This window comes from Massilia sp. CMS3.1, assembly GCF_051262535.1.
GTDB lineage: Bacteria > Pseudomonadota > Gammaproteobacteria > Burkholderiales > Burkholderiaceae_D > Telluria.
In genome coordinates this window covers 275,340-295,176 of record NZ_JBIMES010000005.1, presented here as the reverse complement: position 1 = coordinate 295,176, position 19,837 = coordinate 275,340, and the positions used below count along the sequence as shown (strand labels likewise).

The following is a 19,837-nucleotide window of genomic DNA, read 5'->3' as shown; positions in this document are numbered from 1 at the left end:
AGGGCCGATAACAATTCCGTTGTTAGTTTTCCAAAAAGCTCGCTATGATGGCGACGCTCGGAATTTTTGTCATGGCAACTATTTTGCTGACTGAAGCCAGTCAGGCCAAGGAGCGGCACTTCGGTTTCCCGGAGTGCCGTTTTTGTTATCGAAATAAAGAGGTGCGGAAACGATGGAGACTTTTGTCCAGCAAATACTCAACGGGCTGGTGCTAGGCAGTATGTATGCACTGGTCGCGCTGGGGTACACGATGGTCTACGGGGTGCTGAACCTCATCAACTTCGCCCATGGCGACGTCCTCATGATTGGCGCGATGGTCGGCCTGTCGATCCTGCAGCTGTTGGAAAGCTATTTTCCCGGCTTGCCCGGCTTCGTCCAGCTGGCCGTCGCCATCCTCGGCGCGATTCCGGTGGCGATGCTGGTGAATGTCCTGATCGAACGGATCGCCTACCGCCGCCTGCGCAACGCGCCGCGCCTGGCCCCCTTGATCACGGCCATCGGCGTCTCGATCCTGCTCCAGACTTTCGTGATGGCCATGCCCTTCTGGGGCCGCAGTCCGCTGCCGTTCCCGCAACTGCTGTCGTCGGAACCGATCATGATCGGGGGCGCCATGATTTCGCAGACGCAGGTGCTGCTGCTGGTGCTCGCCGCGCTGGCCATGGTAGGGCTCGTTTTGCTGGTCGAACGCACCAAAATGGGGCGTGCAATGCGCGCGGTGGCCGAGAACCCGCGCGTGGCCGGCCTGATGGGCGTCGACTCGAACAGCGTGATTGTCGCCACCTTCGCCATCGGCGCCGCGCTGGCCGCGGTGGCCGGTGTGATGTGGGGCGCGAACTACGCGTCGATCACCTTCACCATGGGCGTGCTGCCGGGCCTGAAGGCCTTCTGCGCCGCGGTGCTGGGCGGGATCGGGAATATCTACGGCGCCATGATCGGCGGCCTGCTGCTGGGCATTATCGAGGCGCTCGGCGCCGGCTATATCGGCGATTTGACCGGGGGCTTCCTCGGCAGCCATTACCAGGACATCTTCGCCTTCGTGGTGCTGATCCTGGTCCTCACCCTGCGTCCGTCCGGCATCATGGGCGAGCGCGTGGCCGACCGCGCGTAAAGGAGCCGACATGGCACTGCTCACATTCGACGTCCACCACAAGCCGCGCCAGGCCTATGCCACGATGGGCCTGCTGCTGGTCCTGATGCTGGCTTTTCCCTTTTTTGCGGCCCAGTACGGCAACTCGTGGGTGCGCATCATCGACATCGCGCTGCTCTACATCATGCTGGCGCTGGGGCTGAACATCGTGGTCGGCTTCGCCGGCCTGCTCGACCTCGGCTACATCGCCTTCTTTGCCGTCGGCGCCTATATGGTCGGGCTGTTCTCCTCGCCGCAATTTGCGGCCCTGCTCGAGTCGGTGGTGAATTACCACCCGCTGATCGGCGAGTCCCTGGTCAGCCTGTTTGGCCCGGACATCGCCCAAAACGGCATCCACCTGTCGGTGTGGGCGATCGTGCCGCTGGCCGGTCTCGTGGCCGGATTCTTCGGGGCGCTGCTGGGCGCGCCGACGCTGAAGCTGCGCGGCGACTACCTCGCCATCGTCACGCTTGGCTTCGGCGAGATTATCCGCATCTTCATGAACAACCTGAACGACCCGATCAATTTCACGAACGGGCCGCAGGGCATCAACATGATCGATCCGATCCGCATCTTCGGCGTGTCGCTGGCCGGTGAAGCGGGTTCGCAATCGACGGTCTATATCGCCGGCTACGCCATGCCGTCGGTAAACGCCTATTATTTCCTGTTCCTGTTCCTGTGCATCGCCACCATTTTCATCACCAGCCGCCTCCAGCATTCGCGCCTGGGCCGCGCATGGGTCGCGATCCGCGAAGACGAAATCGCGGCGAAAGCCATGGGCATCAACACGCGCAACGTGAAACTGCTGGCGTTCTCGATGGGCGCCACCTTCGGCGGCGTGGCCGGCGCGATGTTCGGCGCCTTCCAGGGTTTCGTGTCGCCGGAATCGTTCTCGCTGACCGAATCGATCGCCGTGCTGGCGATGGTGGTGCTGGGCGGTATCGGCCACATCCCGGGCGTGGTATTGGGCGGCGTGCTGCTGGCGGCCCTGCCTGAAGTGCTGCGCCACGTGGTCGAGCCGGCCCAGATGGCGATGTTCGGCAAAGTCGTGATCGAAGCCGAAGTGCTGCGCCAGCTGCTGTACGGCCTGGCGCTGGTGGGCATCATGCTGGTGCGCCCGGCCGGCGTGTGGCCATCGCCGAACCGGGAAGACCGTCCCACGGCCGCCCTGGCGCGCGACGAAGAGAAGGAGGCAGCCGCATGAGCGAACAATTTTTACTGAATATTTCGGGCGTGAATAAACGCTTCGGCGGCCTGCAGGCGCTGACCGATGTCGCCATCCAGATCCGTCCGGGACAGATTGTCGGCCTGATCGGTCCGAACGGCGCCGGCAAGACGACCTTCTTCAACGTCATCACGGGTCTGTACCAGCCCGACAGCGGCAGTTTCGAGCTGGCCGGCAAACCGTATTCGCCCTCGGCGCCGCATGCGGTCGCCAAGGCGGGCATTGCGCGCACCTTCCAGAACATCCGCCTGTTCGGCGAGATGACGGCGCTGGAAAACGTTATGGTCGGGCGCCATGTGCGCTCGAAACAGGGCGTATTCGGCGCGATCTTCCGCCACAAGGCGGCGCGCATCGAGGAAGCATCGATCGGTGCCCGGGCGCAGGAATTGCTGGATTTCGTCGGCATCGGCCAGTTCGGCAACCGCACGGCGAAATTCCTGTCCTACGGCGACCAGCGCCGCCTGGAAATCGCGCGGGCGCTCGCCACCGATCCGCAACTGCTGGCGCTGGACGAACCGGCGGCCGGCATGAACGCGACCGAAAAGCTGGCGCTGCGCGAGCTGCTGGTCAAAATCAAGGCCGACGGCAAGACCGTGCTCCTGATCGAACACGACGTCAAACTGATGATGGGCCTGTGCGACCGGATTACCGTGCTCGAGTACGGCAAGCGCATCGCCGAAGGCGTGCCCGCCGAGATCCAGAAGGATCCGGCAGTCATCGCGGCCTACCTGGGAGGTGCTCACTGATGAGCGAAAACATTCTGAAGATTGCCGGCCTGAAGGTCGCGTATGGCGGCATCAAGGCAGTCAAGGGCATCGACCTCGAAGTCAACAAGGGCGAACTGGTCACCCTGATCGGCGCCAACGGGGCCGGCAAGACCACGACCTTGAAGGCCATCACCGGCACCCTGCCGGCTTGCAAGGTCGAGGGGACCATGTCCTATCTCGGCAAACCCCTGCAAGGCACGCAGTCGTTCCGCCTGGTGCAGCAAAAGCTGGCCATGGTGCCGGAAGGGCGGGGCGTTTTTACCCGCATGACGATCCATGAAAACCTGTTGATGGGCGCGTATACGCGCGACGACAAGGCGGCGATCGAGCTTGATATCGAGAAGTGGTTCAGCGTCTTCCCGCGCCTGAAAGAACGTTCGACCCAGCTCGCCGGGACCCTGTCGGGTGGCGAACAGCAGATGCTGGCCATGGCGCGCGCATTGATGAGCCATCCGACGCTGTTGCTGCTCGATGAGCCATCGATGGGCCTGGCGCCGATCATGGTGGAGAAGATTTTCGAGGTGATTCGCGACGTGGCCCAGCAGGGCATCACGATGTTGCTGGTCGAGCAGAACGCAAAATTAGCGCTGCAGGCCGCGCACCGGGGCTATGTGATGGATTCGGGCTTGATCACGATGACGGGCGACGCGAATGCGATGCTGAACGATCCGCGGGTGCAGGCGGCGTATCTGGGCGAATAGCCGGTAACCGCCGGGCACCGTAAACGTCGACGGGGCCGCCTGATCTCTCAGGCGGCCCCGTCGTTTCTTCCAGCCCGCGTGAAGCGGGCCGTCAGGATTTAAGCAGCAGCGGCAGCGGCGTTGGCAGCACCCGGTGCCTTGGCGGCAGCTTGCGAGAACTGCGACACGGCGTTGTTCACATTGCTTTCGATGGTTTCGACAGCTTGCTTGGTGGTCTTGCTGAACTGCTCGTAGCCTGCGTTGGCATTGCTCATCGCGGTCTTGACGGCGGCGACAAACGTCTCCGAACCGGCAGGGGCGTTCTTGCTCACTTCGTCGACCAGGGCGATGACCTTGCGGTTCGCTTCGACGATCTGGCCTTCAGCGGCTTTCGAGAACTCGGCGCCGGTGCCGCTGGCGATAGCGGCCAGCTGGCGGTTGTAGGCGACGGCTTTCTCGGCGACAGGCTGAGCCTGGGAAGCCGACAGCTGGAAGAACTCTTGCGGGTCCTTCGCTGCCAGCAGGCGACGGGCGGCGTTCGAGTTGTCAGCCATGGCAGCGCGGGCGGTGCTGAGGTTCAGCTCAACCAGCTTTTCCATGCTTTCGAAGGTTTTCGCGGTCAGCGACGAAAACAGTGCGAATTGGGTTTCGAAATTGGCTTTGGTGGCATTCGAGAATTGCTCTGGGATTGCAAACATGTGAGATCTCCAAACAAACGTTATAGGAAGGTATGCTGCTTAAAACCGGTGCTGTTCCGAATGGTGCACCGCAACAGAACGAAGTTTTGCCCATTTTCGTGAGCACGTCAAGCGAATTTGGTGCGTTGCACCACGCTGGCCCGGATTGTTGGATTCTTGCATCGGAAGAAATACTTTAGGACAACTTGTATCGCGCTTTTGCCATCATTGGGAGACCGAAGCGCACTCCGGAAGCGTTTTCCCGCCCATGGTAGACTTGCCATTGCGTCATTCGCCATCCGCGATGTGGCATCTGATTCCGGCGCCCGACTTTCACGACCATGGCCAACACCACAGTACTCCCAGGCGCATCCACCGTCCAGCACCGCTGGCTGGTGCCGGCGTTCTTCGTCGTCCTCTGGAGTACCGGCTTCATCGTGGCCAAGTTCGGCCTGCCGTATGCACCACCGCTGACCTTCCTCCTCCTGCGCTGCCTTGGTGTGCTGCTGGTGCTCGTTCCCATCGTGCTGATCTGGCGCGCACCCTGGCCGCATGGGCGCATCCAACATGTTGCGGTTGCGGGATTGCTGCTGCAGGCCGGTTATCTGGGCGGTGTCTGGTGCGCCATCAAGATCGGCATGCCGGCCGGCCTGTCGGCGCTCATTGTCGGGATGCAGCCGATTCTCACTGCGGTCGCCGCGCCCCTGATCGGCGAGCGGGTGCGCCCGCGCCAGTGGGTCGGATTGCTGCTCGGGCTGGGTGGCGTCGCGCTGGTCGTGGCAGCCAAGATCGACATGGCCGCTCTGTCGACGCGCGCCATCCTGTATTGCCTGTTCGCGCTGGTGTCGATCACGGCCGGCACCATGTACCAGCGCCGGTATTGCCCCAGTTTCGATCTGCGCACCGGCACCGTGATCCAGTTCGGGGCAACCGTCGCGGTGCTGCTGCCATGCGCAATTCTTTTTGAACAGTTGGACCCGGCATTGTCTAAAGTAGTGTGGAACGCGAACTTCGTTGCCGCGCTGCTGTGGTCGATATTCGCGCTGTCGATCGGCGCCATCTTCCTGCTCTTTAGCCTCATCCGCCGCAGCAACGCCACCGAGGTGACCAGCCTGTTGTACCTGACGCCGCCCACCACCGCCATCATGGCTTGGCTGATGTTCGGCGAGTCGCTCAGCGCACTCGGTCTGGTGGGCATGGCGGTGGCCGTTACCGGCGTCGCATTCGTCGTCAAAAAAAAGGAATTTCCATGATCTCAAACGGGCAACAAGAAGCGGTCGATGCCGCCATCACCTCGCGCCGCTCGATTCGCGCCTTCCTCGACACACCGGTCGAGCAGGCCGACATCGAGCGCATCCTGGAGGTGGCGGCACGCGCGCCGTCAGGCACGAATACCCAGCCCTGGAAAGTGTATGTGTTGACCGGACAGGCGCGTCTCGCTTTGTCCGATGCCATCCTGGCGGTGCATACGGACCCGGATCAATCGCGCCAGCACACCGAGGAGTATGCCTACTACCCACGCGAATGGGTCTCGCCCTTCATCGACCGCCGCAGGAAAGTCGGTTGGGACCTCTACAGCCTGCTTGGCCTCACCCGCGATGACAAGGCCGGCATGGCGGCCCAGCACGCGCGCAATTTCCGCTTCTTCGATGCGCCCGTCGGGCTGATTTTTACGATTGACCGCGTCATGGAGCAGGGTTCCTGGCTCGACTACGGCATGTTCTTGCAGAACATCATGGTGGCCGCGCGCGGACGCGGGCTCGACACTTGCCCGCAGGCGGCATTCACCCAGTATCACCGGATCATCGCCGGGCAGCTCCAGCTGCCATCGAATGAAACAGTGGTCTGCGGCATGGCACTGGGCTGGGCCGATCCTGCAAAAATCGAAAATTCGCTGGTGACCGAACGCGCGCCCTTGTCCACCTTTGTACATTTTGTAAATTAAGGTGTTGCGCCCGTTACACAATTAGAAGGAGATCGCGACATCAGTCAGCGTGCATTACGCTTCAGCCCGTTGTAGTGCGGCAAAATAGACGGGAACGGTGGTAAATTCGCTTGCAGTTGAGTTGTGGGCGAATACACTTTGGTAATGGCCTCATCGGTTCGCGCGTAAAAAGGAAGTTGAAATGTTGAAGCTCCTGCTGTCTGTTTTAGTGTCCTTGTTCCTGGTTGTCGAGCCCGTGTCGGCCGCTGGCGCCGGGGCTGGTGCGCAGGCCACTTCAAGCAAACAGAATCGCCAGGCGGTCAAGAAAAAGCCGGTCAAGAAAGTCGTGGCGAAGGCAAAACGCAAGGGCAAGCGCGACCAGGCAGCCGTCATCGCCAGCGATAGCCGCCAGCGCATGGTGCGGCGGGTCGAGACCGTGCGCGGCAAGCGCCGCGTCACCTACCATCTGGCACGCCGTGCCGCGCCGGCTGTGCTGGCAATCCCCGCAGCACGCACGGTCGGTGACATGGCCGGCTTGAACCAGACACGTGACGCCCTGTCGCTGCGTTCCAGCGTCGCCCTCGTGCTCGACCAGAACACCTCGGAAGTGCTGTTCGAAAAGAACGCCAATGTCGCGCTGCCGATCGCCTCGATCACCAAGCTCATGACAGGCCTGGTCGTGGTCGAAGCAAACCTCGACCTGAACCAGACCCTGGTTGTGTCGGACGCCGACGTCGACCGCCACAAGTACAGCAGTTCGCGCCTGCCGGTCGGCGCGCACATGACCCGCGGCAACCTGTTGCACATCGCATTGATGAGTTCGGAGAACCGTGCCGCGTCGGCGCTGGGGCGCAATTATCCGGGCGGCACCCAGGCCTTTATCGCCGCGATGAACGCCAAGGCGCGCGAGCTGGGCATGAACGACACCCGCTATGTCGATGCCAGCGGCCTGTCGAGCCAGAACGTCTCGAGCGCGCGCGACCTGGCGAAACTGGTGGCGTATGCGCACCAGAAGCCGCTGCTGCGCCAGTATTCGACCGATCCGAACTGGGTGGTCGAGGCCAGCGGCCGTCCTATGCGTTACAACAATACGAACTACCTGGTGGCGCTGCCGGACTGGAACATCGGCCTGCAAAAGACCGGCTTCATCAACGAAGCAGGGCGCTGCCTGGTGATGCAGGCGATGATCCAGGGCCGCAACGTGATCATGGTCTTCCTCGATTCGAAAGGGAAGATGTCGCGCACCGCCGACGCCGGCCGCATGCGGCGCTGGCTCGAGGCGCTGACCCCTGACGGCATCGCCGTGCCGACGGCGAGCCCGGTGAACGCCGGCGAGTCTTCCCACAACTCGTTCTCTACTGTTTCTGCTGCGACCGTGCTGCAAAAACGATAAACGATAAACGATAACGGCGCCCGCGGGCGCCGTTATTCTTTGTGTTGCGGACCTCGGCTCAGGCCACCGAAACCGGCCGAAAACCCAGCGTCGATGAAATCTGACCGGCGGTCTGTACCAGGTCGTCCAGCCACTCTTCCTGCAGGCGGTCGGCCGGCGCCGAGATCGACAGGCCGGCGACGAGCTTGCCGCTGTCGTCAAAGATGCCGGCGGCCATGCAGCGCACGCCCAGTTCCAGCTCTTCGTTGTCGCGGGCATAGCCGCGCGCGCGCACCAGGCTCAGTTCGCGTTCCAGCTTCGACAAATCGGTGATCGAATTCTTGTTATGGCCGGCCAGGCCCGTGCGCGTGGCGTAGGCCCGGATTGCCTTGGCCTCGTCCACCGACAGGAACAGTTTGCCGGTCGAGGTGAGATGGAGCGGGCCGCGTCCGCCGATCGCGCGCACTACCTGCATGCCGGAGCGCTCGGAAAAGGCGCGGTCGATGTAGACGATTTCGTCCCCCTGGCGTACCGACAGGTTGACCGTTTGCTGGGTCTTTTTGTGCAGGGCGCGCATGTAATCGAGCGCCGCTTCGCGTACCGAGAGGCGGCTCTTGACCACGTTCCCCAGTTCCAGCAATCGCATGCCGAGCCGGTACGTGCCGGGCTCGACGCGGTCGACGAAACGGGTCACGACCATGTCGTTGAGGATGCGGTGGGCAGTGGAGGGATGCAGGCCCGAGACTTTGGACAATTCCTTCAGGCTCACCGGATCCGGATAGGTGGCCAGTGCGTCGAGCAGGGCGACCATGCGCTCAATCACCTGGATCGATGTCTTGGGCGTTTCAAGGGTGTCGATTTTCATGATGTGGTTGGTGCAGTGCAGTATCGTGCCTACTTTATACCATAATGCGAAAAGCGGCGATCATTTCCCTAGTGCCTGGCATCTAACCCCGAAGCCTTTCCGTGCGTGACGCGGAACAGGCATAATGACAGGTCTTCCTGTCTTTTTGGAAATATGATGGAACAACCGACCAGCGAATTCAAGAGCAAGGGCGGCTTCAAGCGCATCCTGGCCGCATCGAGCTATACCGTGCAGGGCCTGTACATGGCCTGGCGCATCGAACACGCCTTTCGCCAGGAAGTGCTGGTCTTCGTGCTTGGCGTCATTTTTGCGTTCATGCTGCCGGTGTCGGGCTTCCAGAAGCTGGCGCTGATCGGCGTGCTGCTGCTGGTGCTGATCGTCGAGCTCATCAACTCCGCGATCGAGGCGATCGTCGATCGCATTTCGCTCGAGCGCCATCCGCTTTCCAAAAATGCCAAGGACTTCGGCAGCGCTGCGGTCGGGCTGACGGTGCTGCTCGCCGCCATTACCTGGGGCACCGTGCTGTATAACCGGTTTATGTGACAACGCAGCAAGCTTGTTCAAAATGCCGCAGAATAGCCGGATGGCCTGCGGCGTCATCCTTGTCGCCGTTCGGTCCGTCCTAAACAACTTCCGGAGATGACCATGACCTTACGCCTCGGCGACACCGCACCCGACTTCGAGCAGGATTCCACCATTGGCCAGATTCGCTTTCACGAGTGGGCCGGCGATTCGTGGGTCGTGCTGTTTTCGCATCCTGCCGATTTCACCCCGGTGTGCACGACCGAACTGGGCCTGACCGCCAAACTCAAACCGGAATTCGACAAGCGCAACGTCAAGGCGATCGCGCTCTCGGTCGACCCGGCCGAACAGCACCGGAAATGGATTGCGGACATCGAGGAAACCCAGCAAACCGTGGTGGGCTTCCCGATCATCGCCGACGCCGATAAATCGGTCTCTACCTTGTACGACATGATCCACCCCGAAATGTCGGCCACGGCCACCGTGCGTTCGCTGTTCGTGATCGACCCGAAGAAAAAGATCCGCCTGACGATTACCTACCCGATGAGTACCGGGCGCAACTTCGACGAAGTGCTGCGCGTGATCGATGCGCTGCAGCTGACCGATGGCTATTCGGTGGCCACGCCCGGCAACTGGAAGGATGGGGACGATGTGATCATTCCGCTGACCGTGCAGGATCCGGCCGTGATCGCAGAAAAGTATCCAAAGGGCTTCACGGCGCCGCGGCCGTATTTGCGCCTGACGCCGCAGCCGAACAAGTAAGCAAGACTGGGTTAGGGTGGGCTCTCGAGCCCATTCCCACTCCACGCATAAGCAAATAAGAAACCCATCCTTTGTCCCACGGCTGACCCGGCTTACTCTTGGGCCATGCTGATGACATATATTACCGCCGGTTTCGGGGTTGGCCTGCTGGTCGGGATGACCGGCGTCGGTGGCGGCTCGCTGATGACGCCACTCCTGACGCTGCTGTTCGGCGTATCGCCCACCGTCGCGGTCGGCACCGATCTCGCTTTCGCCTCGATCACCAAGGGTGTCGGCACCATTACCCACCGCTTCAACGACACCGTTAACTGGGCCATCGTACGGCGCCTGTGCATCGGCGCGCTGCCGGCTGCATTCGTCGCGACGCTGGGCTTGCGCCACTTCGGCGCGCTCGATGCGGAAATCGGCCAGCTCATCCGCTATTCGATCGCCGGTTCGGTCATGCTGACCGTCATCGCGCTGCTGTTTCGCAAGCGCATGCTCGACTGGATCCACGCCAAGCCGTCGCGCCAGCTGCAGGGTAGAAGCCTGGTCACGGCCACCGTGGTCTCGGGCGCGATCCTGGGTGTGCTGGTCACCGTCTCTTCGATCGGCGCCGGTGCCATCGGTGCGACCCTGCTCGTGATGCTGTACCCGAAGCTGACCCCGGCGGAAGTGGCCGGGACCGACATCGCCTACGCCGTGCCGCTGACGGCCATCGCCGCAGTCGGCCACTGGTGGCTCGGTTCGATCGACTGGACGCTGCTGGTGAGCCTGCTGATCGGCTCGCTGCCTGGCATCACCCTGGGTTCGATGCTCGCCCGTAAGGTGCCGGAGCGCTTCCTGCGCGCGCTGCTGGCCCTGACCCTGACCGGTGTTGCCGCGAAATTGATCTACTGAGAAGCGAACTGGCGTTAACAGGTTCACCACGCTAATAGCGTAATTCATCTATGCAAATGAAGATTGGTTCGTTTGGTTTATGAGTTGGAAGTGAGATTATTACATTCCATTAGAAGAATTTGTAATAAGGCCTCCATGAACATACTTCAGCCGCGCGCGCCAGGCAGGGTCATCCCCGGCTTCGGATTGTCGCTCGGGTTCACGATCTTTTATCTCGCACTGATCGTGCTGATCCCGCTGTCGGCCGTCTTCCTGAAAACCTTTACCATGACTTGGGAAGCGTTCTGGACCGCGGTCACCTCCGACCGCGTGGTCGCGTCCTATAAACTCAGTTTCGGCGCCTCGCTCATTGCCGCCGCCCTGAATGTCGTCTTCGGCGGCATCGTCGCCTGGGTGCTGGTGCGCTACAAGTTTCCGGGCAAGCGTTTTGTCGATGCCCTGGTCGACCTGCCGTTCGCCTTGCCGACGGCGGTAGCCGGCATCACGCTGACCGCCCTGTATTCGAACAATGGCTGGATCGGCAAATACCTCGAACAGTTCGGCATCAAGGTCGCCTTCACGCCGCTCGGCATCGTTGTCGCGCTGACCTTCATCGGCCTGCCGTTTGTCGTGCGCACGGTGCAGCCGGTCCTCGAAGAAGCCGAACGCGAGCTCGAAGAAGCCGCGGCCAGCCTCGGCGCGAGCCCCTTGCAGACCTTCTTCCGCGTGATCCTGCCGACGATCATCCCGGCCTTGCTGACCGGCTTTGCGCTGGCCTTTGCGCGCGCCACCGGCGAGTACGGTTCCGTGATTTTCATCGCCGGCAACCTGCCGATGGTGTCCGAAATCACGCCCCTGTTCATCATCACCAAACTGGAGCAGTACGACTATGCCGGCGCCACCGCGATTGCAACCGTGATGCTGGTCGTCTCTTTTATTTTGCTCCTGACGATTAACCTGTTGCAGGCCTGGACCCGCAGAAGGGCAGGCAAGAAATGAGCGCGGTATTTGATAAACCCGTGGATAAACCCCTGGTCCCCGCTGTACCTGCCACACGCCCCGTGAAAACCAATGCCTTCGAGCCCAACTGGGTGCGCTGGACCCTGATCGGCGTCGCACTCACGTTCCTGACCCTGTTCCTGTTCGTGCCATTGGTGGCCGTTTTTACCGAAGCGTTGAAACGCGGCTGGGATACCTATGTCGAAGCGATCCTCGACCCCGACGCGATCTCGGCGATCAAGCTCACCCTGATCGCAGCCGGCATTGCTGTCCCGCTGAACCTGGTCTTCGGCGTATCCGCGGCCTGGGCTATCGCCAAGTTCGAGTTCCGCGGAAAAAGTATTCTGCTGACCCTGATCGACCTGCCGTTCTCGGTCTCGCCGGTGATTGCCGGCCTGATCTACGTGCTGCTGTTCGGCGCCCAGGGCTGGATGGGCGAGTGGCTGATGGAACACGACATCAAGATCCTATTCGCCGTGCCGGGCATCGTGCTGGCGACGATTTTTATTACCTTCCCGTTTGTGGCACGCGAGCTGATTCCCTTGATGCAGCAGCAGGGCACCGAGGAAGAAGAAGCGGCGCTGGTGCTGGGCGCATCCGGCTGGCAGACCTTCCGTCGCGTCACGCTCCCGAACATCAAGTGGGGCCTGCTGTATGGCGTCATCCTGTGCAATGCGCGGGCGATGGGCGAGTTCGGTGCGGTGTCGGTGGTGTCGGGCCATATCCGCGGCGAAACCAACACCATGCCGCTGCAGGTCGAAATTCTCTACAACGAATACAACTTCACGGCCGCGTTCGCGATCGCGTCGCTGCTGGCGCTGCTTGCGCTGGTGACGCTGGCCATCAAGTCCTTTATCGAATGGCGTCTGCACCTGTCCATGCGTGACGACGCCGGTACCACGGAGCGCGCGCAATGACGATCGAAGTCCAACACATCCGCAAGCAGTTCGGCCAGTTCAACGCGCTCGACGACGTCTCGCTGCAATTCCCCAACGGCGAGCTGACCGCCTTGCTCGGCCCTTCCGGCTGCGGCAAAACCACGCTGCTGCGCATCATCGCAGGCCTCGAGCATCCAGACAGCGGTTCCGTGCTGCTCGACGGCCAGGACGCATCGGGCAGCCACGTGCGCGAGCGCCAGGTCGGCTTCGTGTTCCAGCACTACGCGCTGTTCAAGCACATGACGGTGTTCGAGAATGTGGCGTTTGGCCTGCGCGTGCGTCCGCGCCGCGAGCGCCCAAGCGAACAGCAGATCCGCGACAAGGTCAAGCAACTGCTGGAACTTGTGCAGCTCGACTGGATCGCCGACCGTTTTCCGCCGCAGCTCTCGGGTGGCCAGCGCCAGCGTATCGCGCTGGCACGCGCCCTGGCGGTGGAGCCGCGCGTGCTGCTGCTTGACGAACCGTTCGGCGCCCTCGATGCCAAGGTGCGCAAGGAATTGCGCCGCTGGCTGCGCCGCCTGCACGACGACCTGCACGTCACCTCCATCTTTGTCACCCACGACCAGGAAGAAGCGCTGGAAGTGGCAGACCAGGTAGTGGTCATGAACAAGGGCCGCATCGAGCAGCTCGGCACGCCCGAAAGCGTGTACAACGCGCCTGCGTCGCCCTTCGTCTACAGCTTCCTCGGCAACGTTAACCTGTTCCACGGGCGGGTGCACGACGGCGTGCTAGCCAGCGGCGACGCGCTGTTCGACGCGCCCGGCCACAGCGCGGTCCAGAATGCCGACGGCATTGGCTACGTGCGTCCACACGACCTCGATGTCGAGCGCTATACGCCTGGGCAGCCGGGCATTGTCGTGACACTGCGGCGCGCGCATGCGATCGGCCCGCTGGCCCAGCTCGATCTCGAGCGTGCCGACAACGCGCAACTGATCGAAGCGGTGATTCCGAACGAGCGCTTCGCCGGTCTCGGCCTGAAAGAAGGCGAAACCCTGCTCGTGCGCCCGCGCCAGATCCAGGTGTTCGTTGACGAAGGCGGCGGCATATGAACTTCCAGCAGCTGCGCTCTGTGCGCGAGGCTGCGCGCCGCAATTTCAATCTGACCGATGTGGCCACCGCCCTGTTTACGTCGCAGCCGGGCGTGTCGCGCCAGATCCGCGAACTCGAGGACGAACTCGGGGTCGTCATTTTCGAACGCAACGGCAAGCGCCTGACCGGCCTCACCGCGCCGGGCAAAGGCATCCTCAAGATTGTCGAGCGCCTGCTGGTGGAAGCGGAAAACCTGGCGCAGGCCAGCCAGGAGTATTCGGCCCACGACAGCGGTACGCTGACCATTGCCGTGACCCACACCCAGGCGCGCTATGCGCTGCCGCAGGTGGTGCAATCCTTCCGCAACGCCTTCCCGAACGTGCGCATCGCCCTGCAGCAAAGCGCGCCCGAACACATCGCTGAATACGTGCTGTCGGGGCGGGCCGACATCGGCATCGCCACCGAAGGGCTATCTACTTTCCCGGACCTGGTCTCCTTCCCCTGCTACCGCTGGAGCCACGTGGTGGTGGCGCCGGACGGGCACCCGCTGCTGGGTAAAACCCCGCTGCGCCTGGAAGACCTGGCCGAGCATCCCTTGATCACCTACGACGTCGGGTACACGGGCCGCAGCCACATCGACGATGCCTTCAGCAAGGCCGGGTTGGCGCCGGACATGGTCTTGACGGCCATGGATTCGGACGTCATCAAGCAGTATGTGTCGCTCGGGATGGGTGTGGGCATCATTGCCTCGATGGCCTTCGACCATGGCCGCGACAAGGGTCTACGGGCGATCGAATCGTCGCACCTGTTTGCGCCGAACGTGACGCGCCTGGCGGTGCGGCGCGGAGCGTATTTGCGGGCGTATGCGTATCATTTTATTGAACGCTTCGCACCGGGGGTGACGCGCTCGGATATCGAGCGGTCCTTGCAGGCGGATGAGGCAGTGGCGATTTAATCCACAGGCGCTTTACTGCCCCGGATTCGTGATCCGCGCATGAATCGCTTCGATCGCCTTCACCACCTCAGCGGATAACGTGACCTCAGCCGCGTCGATATTCTCCTTCAACTGCTCAAGCGTCGTCGCCCCAATAATGGTCGAGCCCACGAACCAGCGCGAATAACACCAGGCCAGCGCCATCTGCGCAGGTGTCATCCCATTCGAGCGCGCCAGCGCCGCGTATTCGCTTGTGGCCGCCAGCACCGCGGGCCGCACATAACGCGGGCTCCAGTTCTCCGGAAAGACCGTCAGCCGCCCGTGCGCCTTCGGGTTGTCCAGGTATTTGCTTGTGAGCTGCCCGAAGGCGAGAGGGCTGTAGGCCAGCAGGCTGACCTCGCTGCGAAAGCAGGTCTCATCGAGCAGCGCCGTCTCGAACCCACGCGCCGTCAGGTTGTACAGGTTCTGGATCGTGGCGATGCGCGGCAGGCCGCGCGTCTCGGCCAGCTTCACGTATTCGCACACGCCCCAGCTGCTTTCGTTCGACACGCCGATTGCGCGGATCTTGCCGGCCGTGACCAGTTCGCCCAGCGCCCCCAGCGTCTCCTCGATCGGCACGCTGCTGCGCTCGCGCTTCGGATTAAAACTGTTGGCGCCAAAGATCGGCAGGTTGCGGCTCGGCCAGTGGATCTGGTACAGGTCGATATAGTCCGTCTGCAGGCGCTGCAGGCTGGTCTCGACGGCGGCGCGGATGTTGGCCGCATCCAGGTCGTGCGATGCGCCCCGGATCCACCCCATGCTCGCATTCGGTCCGGCGATTTTCGAGGCGATGATCAGGTCGTCGCGGCGGCCGCGTGATGTCAGCCAGCTGCCGATGAAGCGCTCGGTCGACCCCTGCGTTTCCGCGCGGCCCATCACCGGATACATTTCAGCGGTATCGATGAAATTGATGCCGCGATCGAGCGCATAGTCGAGCTGGCGGTGGGCGTCGCCTTCCGTATTCTGCTCGCCAAAGGTCATCGTGCCGAGGCAGACCTTCGACACCAGTAAATCGCTGCGTCCAAGTCGTGTGCGTTCCATGTGCGTTTCCTCAGGCTTTCAGTGCATCGGCGCACTCGCGCACGAGCGATGGGCCACGGTAGATCAGGCCACTGTACAACTGCACCAGCTGGGCGCCGGCTGCGATCTTTTCCTGCGCGTCGCTGCCCGACAGGATACCGCCGACGCCGATGATCGGGATCGCGTCGCCGAGTTCCTTCTTCATCGCACGGATCACGATGTTCGACAGGTCGAACACAGGCGCGCCCGAGACGCCGCCCGTCTCCATGCCATGGCGGAAGCGCTCGACGCCGCGCCGGTTCAGCGTCGTATTCGTGGCGATGACGCCGTCGATCTTGTGACGCAGGAGGGCGCCGGCGATGTCGCGGATCTGTTCGGCGTCGATGTCCGGCGCGATTTTCAGGGCCAGTGGCACGTAGCGGCCGTAATCGTCCGCGAGACGGGTCTGCTCGGCCTTTAGTTGCGAGAGCAGGGCGTCCAGTTCCGAGGCACCCTGCAACTGGCGCAGGTTCGCGGTGTTCGGCGACGAGATATTGACCGTGACATAGCTCGCGTACGGGTAGACCTTGCGCAGGCATTCCAGGTAGTCGTCGGCGGCGCGTTCGATCGGCGTGGTGGCGTTCTTGCCGATGTTCAGGCCGAGCACCCCCTGTTGTTCCTGATAAAACCGCGACGCCTGCACATTGGCGACAAAGGCGTCGACGCCGCGGTTATTGAAACCCATGCGGTTGATGATGCCTTGCGCGGCCGGGATGCGGAACATGCGCGGTTTCGGATTGCCTTCCTGGGCGCGCGGCGTCACGGTGCCGATCTCGATCGAACCGAAACCCAGCGCTGCCAGGCCGTCGATATACGCGCCATCCTTGTCCAGGCCCGCGGCCAGGCCCACCGGGTTCGGGAAGCTGATGCCCATGACGGTGCGCGGGTCGGGCGCCGGTTTCCTGAACAAGCCGGAAGCGCCACGGGCGGCACTGCGCAGGGCTGGCAGGGTCAGGTTATGCGCGGTTTCCGCAGGCAGCGTGAAGAGCAGGGGACGGGCGAGGGTGTACAGGAGTTTTTGGGACATGGAGCGCTCGAAAATGGGGTCCCCCAATTGTACCGTGCGCAGCGTCCAATGTTAGCGGTCGAGGATGCCCCAGTTGCCGCCAATGCGCGCTTCCAGCGGCCGGAAGTTGATCTTGTAGGCCATCTTCGGACTTTGCTCAATCCAGTAGCCGAGGTAGACGAAGGGCAGGCCAAGTTCGTGCGCCTGGGCCACCTGCCACATCACGTTATAGGTGCCGAAGGAGGCGCCGGGCAGATCCGGATCGAAGAAGGTATACACGGAAGACAGGCCGTCCGACAGGACGTCGATGATCGACACCATGCGCAGCAGGCCGTCGGGCTCGCGAAATTCGACCAGGCGCGTGTTGACCCGGCTTTGCAGCAGGAACTGGGCGTACTGGTCGCGGCTGTCCTGGTCCATGCCGCCGCCGACATGGCGCGTGGTCTGGTAGCGCAGGTAGAGCGCATAGTGTTCGTCCGAAAACGAGAGGTTGGCGACCATGGCGCTGAGGTCGCCATGGCGCTTCCAGGCGCGGCGCTGGGTGCGGTTCGGTGCGAACTCGGCGCAGCGCACGCGCACCGGAATGCAGGCCTGGCAGCCGTCGCAATATGGACGGTAGGTAAAAATGCCGCTGCGGCGAAAGCCGTTCTTCACCAGTTCGGAATACACGTCCGCGTTGATCAGGTGCGAGGGCGTGGCGACCTGCGAGCGCGCCTGGCGTGCGTCGAGATAGCTGCACGGGTACGGTGCAGTCGTATAGAACTGCAGCGTGGAGAAGGGCAGGTCATTAAGGTGCGTCATGCAGAGCTCTCGGGACGTGATGGATCTATTCTAACGAAAGCGGTGGGCGCGCACAGTTAAAACGGTGCCACCGGTCGCCACGGACCGATCGCCGGCTGGCGAATCGCCGCGCGCAGGTGTTGCAGGAAGACTGAGCGCGAAATCGGCGCCGCGCCGAGCGAGGCCAGGTGCCCCGTTTCCTGTTGGCAATCGACCATGCGCACGCCGTTCGTGCGCAGGAAAGCGACCAGATAGGCCAGCGCCACCTTCGAGGCGTCGGACACACGCGCGAACATCGACTCGCCATAGAACATGTGCCCGATGCACACGCCGTAAGCGCCGCCGACCAGTTCGCCGTCAAACCAGACTTCGGCCGAGTGCGCGTAGCCGAGCGCGTGCAATCCCGTATAGCCATCGATGATGTCCTCGGAAATCCAGGTGCCCGGGCCATCCTTGCGCGGCGCCGCGCAGGCGCGCATCACGGCCTCGAAATCCTTGTCGAAGGCGACCTGCCAGCGCCCGCCGCCCGTGCGGCTGCCTTCGACGCGGCGCAGGGTCTTCTTCAGGCTGTCGCTGACCTTGAAGTCGTCGGTGTAGAGGACCATGCGCGGGTCGGTGCTCCACCAGAGGATCGGTTGACCTTCGGAAAACCAGGGGAAGATGCCGTGCTGATAGGCGAGCAGCAAGCGCTGCGGCGACAGGTCGGCGCCGGCCGCGAGCAGGCCGGGCGCGTCGATCGTCAGCGCCTCGGATACGTCGGGAAACGGCGTATGCGCGTCAAGCCAGGGAATCATGCGGTTCTCGGTTCAGTCGGGTTCGCGTGGTGCGATCATCGGGCGCCGGATATCCATGCTGTGTACGCCATACGCATCGGCGACGCCCTCGCGCATTTTGACGCGGTCGGCAAAGAAGAGTTCCAGCGTCGTGCGGATCGTCGGGAAGGCGAGCTCGTCCCAAGGGATGTCGCGCTCGGCGAACAGCTGCACTTCCAGGCTTTCGATGCCCGGCGCAAAATCGAGGTCGAGCAGGCGCGCCAGGTAAAACATATGCACCTGGTGTACGTGGGCGACATTGAGCAGTGAGAACAATGGGCCGATCTCGATGTTGGCGCCGGCTTCCTCTTCGGTCTCGCGCACGGCTGCCTCGGCCGTCGTTTCGGCGTTTTCCATGAAGCCGGCCGGCAGCGTCCAGTAACCGTGACGCGGTTCGATCGCGCGCCGGCACAGGAGCACTTGCAGCGTGCCCTCGTGCTCCCAGACGGGGATGGAGCCGATCACCATTTTCGGGTTCTGGTAATGAATCGTGCCGCACTGCGTGCACACATGGCGTGGCCGGTTGTCGCCTTCAGGTATGGCCAGCGCGACCCCATGGCCGCACTCGGAACAAAAGTTCATAGAGGATGAAGAGAATGGATATGTGCTTACTTTACACCTGATTGGGTCGACCGTGCCGACGCGCCGGCTCGGCAGGGCTGGTGCGCCGGTGCGATGCAAGACCTCAATCGCCGGCAGCGGCTGCATTGGGTTTGCCTAAATGGCTGAACCCGTATATAATTCGTTTCACAGACGCGGGGTGGAGCAGTCTGGCAGCTCGTCGGGCTCATAACCCGAAGGTCACAGGTTCAAATCCTGTCCCCGCAACCAGAATCAAGAAAAAAGCCGGTACTTCCTACAAGGAGTACCGGCTTTTTTCGTGATGCCTTCATTCTCGTCCTCCTTCCCGGACTCGACCTGCCTCAAACAGGGGGCAGGTTCACCGCACTTGCCGAACCCGGCGCTGTCCAACCATTAGCAGGCCCGTCCGTGGGATTTCCATGGCGCGTGCCGATCCGTCCAACGCTCAATTAGCCGGTTCGACCATGATAACTATCGAAGACATCAACGATGCCTGGGGCTGGACGGGCTTGCGGGCCGTCGAAATACTGGGCGCTAACGCGTTCGGCAACTTGATCCTGCGCGACGCCGACGGCAGCTACTGGCGCCTGCGTCCGCAAGACCTGTGCTGCGAACCGGTCGCCGAAGACCGCGCCGCGCTCGATGCGCTCTCGTACAACCAGGACTTCCTTAACGACTGGTACATGCCGGAAGTGGTCAACCTCGCCGAATTGACGCTCGGCCCCCTTACCGACGAGCGCACCTATTGCCTCAAGATTCCCAGCGCGCTCGGCGGCCATTACGGCAGGGAGAACCTGGCGACCGTGCCGCTGTCCGAGCTGATCCGGTTTTCAGGAGAGGGCGCACAGCAGCTCGACGGCATGCCGCGCTGGAGTTGAAGA

The 19,837-nt window shown here is 62.5% G+C and carries 22 protein-coding genes and 1 tRNA gene; 16 read left to right on the top strand and 7 right to left on the bottom strand.

What is annotated here, in order from left to right; genetic code table 11:
• Nucleotides 1-172: 172 nt before the first annotated feature.
• The 4 genes from ACHAC9_RS10885 to ACHAC9_RS10870 are packed head-to-tail and all read left to right on the top strand — an operon-like array spanning nucleotide 173 to nucleotide 3,819.
• Complete coding sequence (locus ACHAC9_RS10885) at nucleotides 173-1,108, top strand: branched-chain amino acid ABC transporter permease (protein ID WP_435759983.1); 936 nt, start codon at nucleotides 173-175, stop codon at nucleotides 1,106-1,108.
• 10 nt (nucleotides 1,109-1,118) lie between these two features.
• A complete protein-coding gene (locus ACHAC9_RS10880) occupies nucleotides 1,119-2,330 on the top strand; it encodes an ABC transporter permease subunit (RefSeq protein ID WP_435759982.1) in 1,212 nt (403 codons plus the stop codon).
• Complete coding sequence (locus tag ACHAC9_RS10875) at nucleotides 2,327-3,097, top strand: ABC transporter ATP-binding protein (protein WP_435759981.1); 771 nt, start codon at nucleotides 2,327-2,329, stop codon at nucleotides 3,095-3,097. The genes ACHAC9_RS10880 and ACHAC9_RS10875 overlap by 4 nt, the downstream gene beginning before the upstream one ends.
• A complete protein-coding gene (locus ACHAC9_RS10870; protein ID WP_435759979.1) occupies nucleotides 3,097-3,819 on the top strand; it encodes an ABC transporter ATP-binding protein in 723 nt (240 codons plus the stop codon). Before ACHAC9_RS10875 ends, ACHAC9_RS10870 begins: the two co-directional genes overlap by 1 nt.
• A gap of 98 nt (nucleotides 3,820-3,917) precedes the next feature.
• Here ACHAC9_RS10870 and phaP read toward each other — a convergent pair whose 3' ends face one another.
• Nucleotides 3,918-4,496, bottom strand: coding sequence for a TIGR01841 family phasin (phaP, locus tag ACHAC9_RS10865; protein WP_435759978.1), 579 nt, complete (start codon nucleotides 4,494-4,496; stop codon nucleotides 3,918-3,920).
• A gap of 320 nt (nucleotides 4,497-4,816) precedes the next feature.
• Between phaP and ACHAC9_RS10860 the strand changes: the two genes are divergently transcribed.
• From ACHAC9_RS10860 to ACHAC9_RS10850, 3 genes are all read left to right on the top strand, one after another.
• Nucleotides 4,817-5,728 carry a DMT family transporter gene (locus ACHAC9_RS10860; RefSeq protein WP_435759977.1) on the top strand — a complete coding sequence of 304 codons (912 nt, stop codon included), beginning with the start codon at nucleotides 4,817-4,819 and terminating at the stop codon, nucleotides 5,726-5,728.
• A complete protein-coding gene (locus tag ACHAC9_RS10855; RefSeq protein ID WP_435759976.1) occupies nucleotides 5,725-6,420 on the top strand; it encodes a nitroreductase in 696 nt (231 codons plus the stop codon). Before ACHAC9_RS10860 ends, ACHAC9_RS10855 begins: the two co-directional genes overlap by 4 nt.
• A gap of 181 nt (nucleotides 6,421-6,601) precedes the next feature.
• The gene (locus tag ACHAC9_RS10850) at nucleotides 6,602-7,792 is read left to right on the top strand and encodes a serine hydrolase (RefSeq protein ID WP_435759974.1); all 1,191 of its coding nucleotides are present in this window, start codon (nucleotides 6,602-6,604) and stop codon (nucleotides 7,790-7,792) included.
• 58 nt (nucleotides 7,793-7,850) lie between these two features.
• Here ACHAC9_RS10850 and ACHAC9_RS10845 read toward each other — a convergent pair whose 3' ends face one another.
• The gene (locus ACHAC9_RS10845) at nucleotides 7,851-8,636 is read right to left on the bottom strand and encodes an IclR family transcriptional regulator (RefSeq protein ID WP_435759973.1); all 786 of its coding nucleotides are present in this window, start codon (nucleotides 8,634-8,636) and stop codon (nucleotides 7,851-7,853) included.
• A gap of 156 nt (nucleotides 8,637-8,792) precedes the next feature.
• Here ACHAC9_RS10845 and ACHAC9_RS10840 point away from each other — a divergent pair, with 156 nt between their 5' ends.
• The 7 genes from ACHAC9_RS10840 (at nucleotide 8,793) to ACHAC9_RS10810 (ending at nucleotide 14,699) form a co-directional block, all read left to right on the top strand.
• Nucleotides 8,793-9,179 (top strand): diacylglycerol kinase, encoded by a 387-nt coding sequence (locus ACHAC9_RS10840; RefSeq protein WP_435759972.1) that lies wholly within the window; start codon nucleotides 8,793-8,795, stop codon nucleotides 9,177-9,179.
• Nucleotides 9,180-9,281: 102 nt separating this feature from the next.
• The gene (locus ACHAC9_RS10835; protein ID WP_435759971.1) at nucleotides 9,282-9,920 is read left to right on the top strand and encodes a peroxiredoxin; all 639 of its coding nucleotides are present in this window, start codon (nucleotides 9,282-9,284) and stop codon (nucleotides 9,918-9,920) included.
• Nucleotides 9,921-10,025: 105 nt separating this feature from the next.
• Nucleotides 10,026-10,799, top strand: a complete 774-nt coding sequence (locus tag ACHAC9_RS10830; protein ID WP_435759970.1) for a sulfite exporter TauE/SafE family protein — start codon at nucleotides 10,026-10,028, stop codon at nucleotides 10,797-10,799.
• Between the two features lie 135 nt (nucleotides 10,800-10,934).
• Nucleotides 10,935-11,777, top strand: coding sequence for a sulfate ABC transporter permease subunit CysT (gene cysT, locus ACHAC9_RS10825; RefSeq protein WP_435759969.1), 843 nt, complete (start codon nucleotides 10,935-10,937; stop codon nucleotides 11,775-11,777).
• Nucleotides 11,774-12,694 carry a sulfate ABC transporter permease subunit CysW gene (gene cysW, locus ACHAC9_RS10820; protein ID WP_435759968.1) on the top strand — a complete coding sequence of 307 codons (921 nt, stop codon included), beginning with the start codon at nucleotides 11,774-11,776 and terminating at the stop codon, nucleotides 12,692-12,694. The genes cysT and cysW overlap by 4 nt, the downstream gene beginning before the upstream one ends.
• Nucleotides 12,691-13,764 carry a sulfate/molybdate ABC transporter ATP-binding protein gene (locus ACHAC9_RS10815; protein ID WP_435759966.1) on the top strand — a complete coding sequence of 358 codons (1,074 nt, stop codon included), beginning with the start codon at nucleotides 12,691-12,693 and terminating at the stop codon, nucleotides 13,762-13,764. The genes cysW and ACHAC9_RS10815 overlap by 4 nt, the downstream gene beginning before the upstream one ends.
• Nucleotides 13,761-14,699 carry a CysB family HTH-type transcriptional regulator gene (locus ACHAC9_RS10810; protein ID WP_435759964.1) on the top strand — a complete coding sequence of 313 codons (939 nt, stop codon included), beginning with the start codon at nucleotides 13,761-13,763 and terminating at the stop codon, nucleotides 14,697-14,699. Before ACHAC9_RS10815 ends, ACHAC9_RS10810 begins: the two co-directional genes overlap by 4 nt.
• A 12-nt stretch (nucleotides 14,700-14,711) precedes the next feature.
• On the opposite strand, the gene ACHAC9_RS10805 is transcribed toward ACHAC9_RS10810, so the two are convergent.
• The 5 genes from ACHAC9_RS10805 to ACHAC9_RS10785 are packed head-to-tail and all read right to left on the bottom strand — an operon-like array spanning nucleotide 14,712 to nucleotide 18,956.
• Nucleotides 14,712-15,758 (bottom strand): aldo/keto reductase, encoded by a 1,047-nt coding sequence (locus ACHAC9_RS10805; RefSeq protein WP_435759962.1) that lies wholly within the window; start codon nucleotides 15,756-15,758, stop codon nucleotides 14,712-14,714.
• 10 nt (nucleotides 15,759-15,768) lie between these two features.
• Nucleotides 15,769-16,803, bottom strand: coding sequence for a quinone-dependent dihydroorotate dehydrogenase (locus tag ACHAC9_RS10800; protein ID WP_435759960.1), 1,035 nt, complete (start codon nucleotides 16,801-16,803; stop codon nucleotides 15,769-15,771).
• 51 nt (nucleotides 16,804-16,854) lie between these two features.
• Nucleotides 16,855-17,583 (bottom strand): arginyltransferase, encoded by a 729-nt coding sequence (locus ACHAC9_RS10795; RefSeq protein ID WP_435759958.1) that lies wholly within the window; start codon nucleotides 17,581-17,583, stop codon nucleotides 16,855-16,857.
• Nucleotides 17,584-17,639: 56 nt separating this feature from the next.
• Nucleotides 17,640-18,356 (bottom strand): leucyl/phenylalanyl-tRNA--protein transferase, encoded by a 717-nt coding sequence (gene aat, locus ACHAC9_RS10790; RefSeq protein ID WP_435759956.1) that lies wholly within the window; start codon nucleotides 18,354-18,356, stop codon nucleotides 17,640-17,642.
• Nucleotides 18,357-18,368: 12 nt separating this feature from the next.
• Nucleotides 18,369-18,956: an NUDIX hydrolase gene (locus tag ACHAC9_RS10785; RefSeq protein ID WP_435759954.1), complete on the bottom strand. Its 588-nt coding sequence runs from the start codon at nucleotides 18,954-18,956 to the stop codon at nucleotides 18,369-18,371.
• A 172-nt stretch (nucleotides 18,957-19,128) separates the two neighbouring features.
• Between ACHAC9_RS10785 and ACHAC9_RS10780 the strand changes: the two genes are divergently transcribed.
• Nucleotides 19,129-19,205, top strand: a tRNA-Met gene (locus ACHAC9_RS10780).
• Between the two features lie 215 nt (nucleotides 19,206-19,420).
• Nucleotides 19,421-19,834 (top strand): T6SS immunity protein Tdi1 domain-containing protein, encoded by a 414-nt coding sequence (locus ACHAC9_RS10775; protein ID WP_435759952.1) that lies wholly within the window; start codon nucleotides 19,421-19,423, stop codon nucleotides 19,832-19,834.
• The last annotated feature ends 3 nt before the right edge of the window (nucleotides 19,835-19,837 follow it).

Excerpts from the sequence above, each read along its gene's own strand:
- ACHAC9_RS10885 (WP_435759983.1), top strand. The coding sequence starts at position 173 with ATGGAGACTTTTGTCCAGCAAATACTCAACGGGCTGGTGCTAGGCAGT.
- ACHAC9_RS10880 (WP_435759982.1), top strand. The coding sequence starts at position 1,119 with ATGGCACTGCTCACATTCGACGTCCACCACAAGCCGCGCCAGGCCTAT.
- ACHAC9_RS10875 (WP_435759981.1), top strand. The coding sequence starts at position 2,327 with ATGAGCGAACAATTTTTACTGAATATTTCGGGCGTGAATAAACGCTTC.
- ACHAC9_RS10870 (WP_435759979.1), top strand. The coding sequence starts at position 3,097 with ATGAGCGAAAACATTCTGAAGATTGCCGGCCTGAAGGTCGCGTATGGC.
- phaP (WP_435759978.1), bottom strand. The coding sequence starts at position 4,496 with ATGTTTGCAATCCCAGAGCAATTCTCGAATGCCACCAAAGCCAATTTC.
- ACHAC9_RS10860 (WP_435759977.1), top strand. The coding sequence starts at position 4,817 with ATGGCCAACACCACAGTACTCCCAGGCGCATCCACCGTCCAGCACCGC.
- ACHAC9_RS10855 (WP_435759976.1), top strand. The coding sequence starts at position 5,725 with ATGATCTCAAACGGGCAACAAGAAGCGGTCGATGCCGCCATCACCTCG.
- ACHAC9_RS10850 (WP_435759974.1), top strand. The coding sequence starts at position 6,602 with ATGTTGAAGCTCCTGCTGTCTGTTTTAGTGTCCTTGTTCCTGGTTGTC.
- ACHAC9_RS10845 (WP_435759973.1), bottom strand. The coding sequence starts at position 8,636 with ATGAAAATCGACACCCTTGAAACGCCCAAGACATCGATCCAGGTGATT.
- ACHAC9_RS10840 (WP_435759972.1), top strand. The coding sequence starts at position 8,793 with ATGGAACAACCGACCAGCGAATTCAAGAGCAAGGGCGGCTTCAAGCGC.
- ACHAC9_RS10835 (WP_435759971.1), top strand. The coding sequence starts at position 9,282 with ATGACCTTACGCCTCGGCGACACCGCACCCGACTTCGAGCAGGATTCC.
- ACHAC9_RS10830 (WP_435759970.1), top strand. The coding sequence starts at position 10,026 with ATGCTGATGACATATATTACCGCCGGTTTCGGGGTTGGCCTGCTGGTC.
- cysT (WP_435759969.1), top strand. The coding sequence starts at position 10,935 with ATGAACATACTTCAGCCGCGCGCGCCAGGCAGGGTCATCCCCGGCTTC.
- cysW (WP_435759968.1), top strand. The coding sequence starts at position 11,774 with ATGAGCGCGGTATTTGATAAACCCGTGGATAAACCCCTGGTCCCCGCT.
- ACHAC9_RS10815 (WP_435759966.1), top strand. The coding sequence starts at position 12,691 with ATGACGATCGAAGTCCAACACATCCGCAAGCAGTTCGGCCAGTTCAAC.
- ACHAC9_RS10810 (WP_435759964.1), top strand. The coding sequence starts at position 13,761 with ATGAACTTCCAGCAGCTGCGCTCTGTGCGCGAGGCTGCGCGCCGCAAT.
- ACHAC9_RS10805 (WP_435759962.1), bottom strand. The coding sequence starts at position 15,758 with ATGGAACGCACACGACTTGGACGCAGCGATTTACTGGTGTCGAAGGTC.
- ACHAC9_RS10800 (WP_435759960.1), bottom strand. The coding sequence starts at position 16,803 with ATGTCCCAAAAACTCCTGTACACCCTCGCCCGTCCCCTGCTCTTCACG.
- ACHAC9_RS10795 (WP_435759958.1), bottom strand. The coding sequence starts at position 17,583 with ATGACGCACCTTAATGACCTGCCCTTCTCCACGCTGCAGTTCTATACG.
- aat (WP_435759956.1), bottom strand. The coding sequence starts at position 18,356 with ATGATTCCCTGGCTTGACGCGCATACGCCGTTTCCCGACGTATCCGAG.
- ACHAC9_RS10785 (WP_435759954.1), bottom strand. The coding sequence starts at position 18,956 with ATGAACTTTTGTTCCGAGTGCGGCCATGGGGTCGCGCTGGCCATACCT.
- ACHAC9_RS10775 (WP_435759952.1), top strand. The coding sequence starts at position 19,421 with ATGATAACTATCGAAGACATCAACGATGCCTGGGGCTGGACGGGCTTG.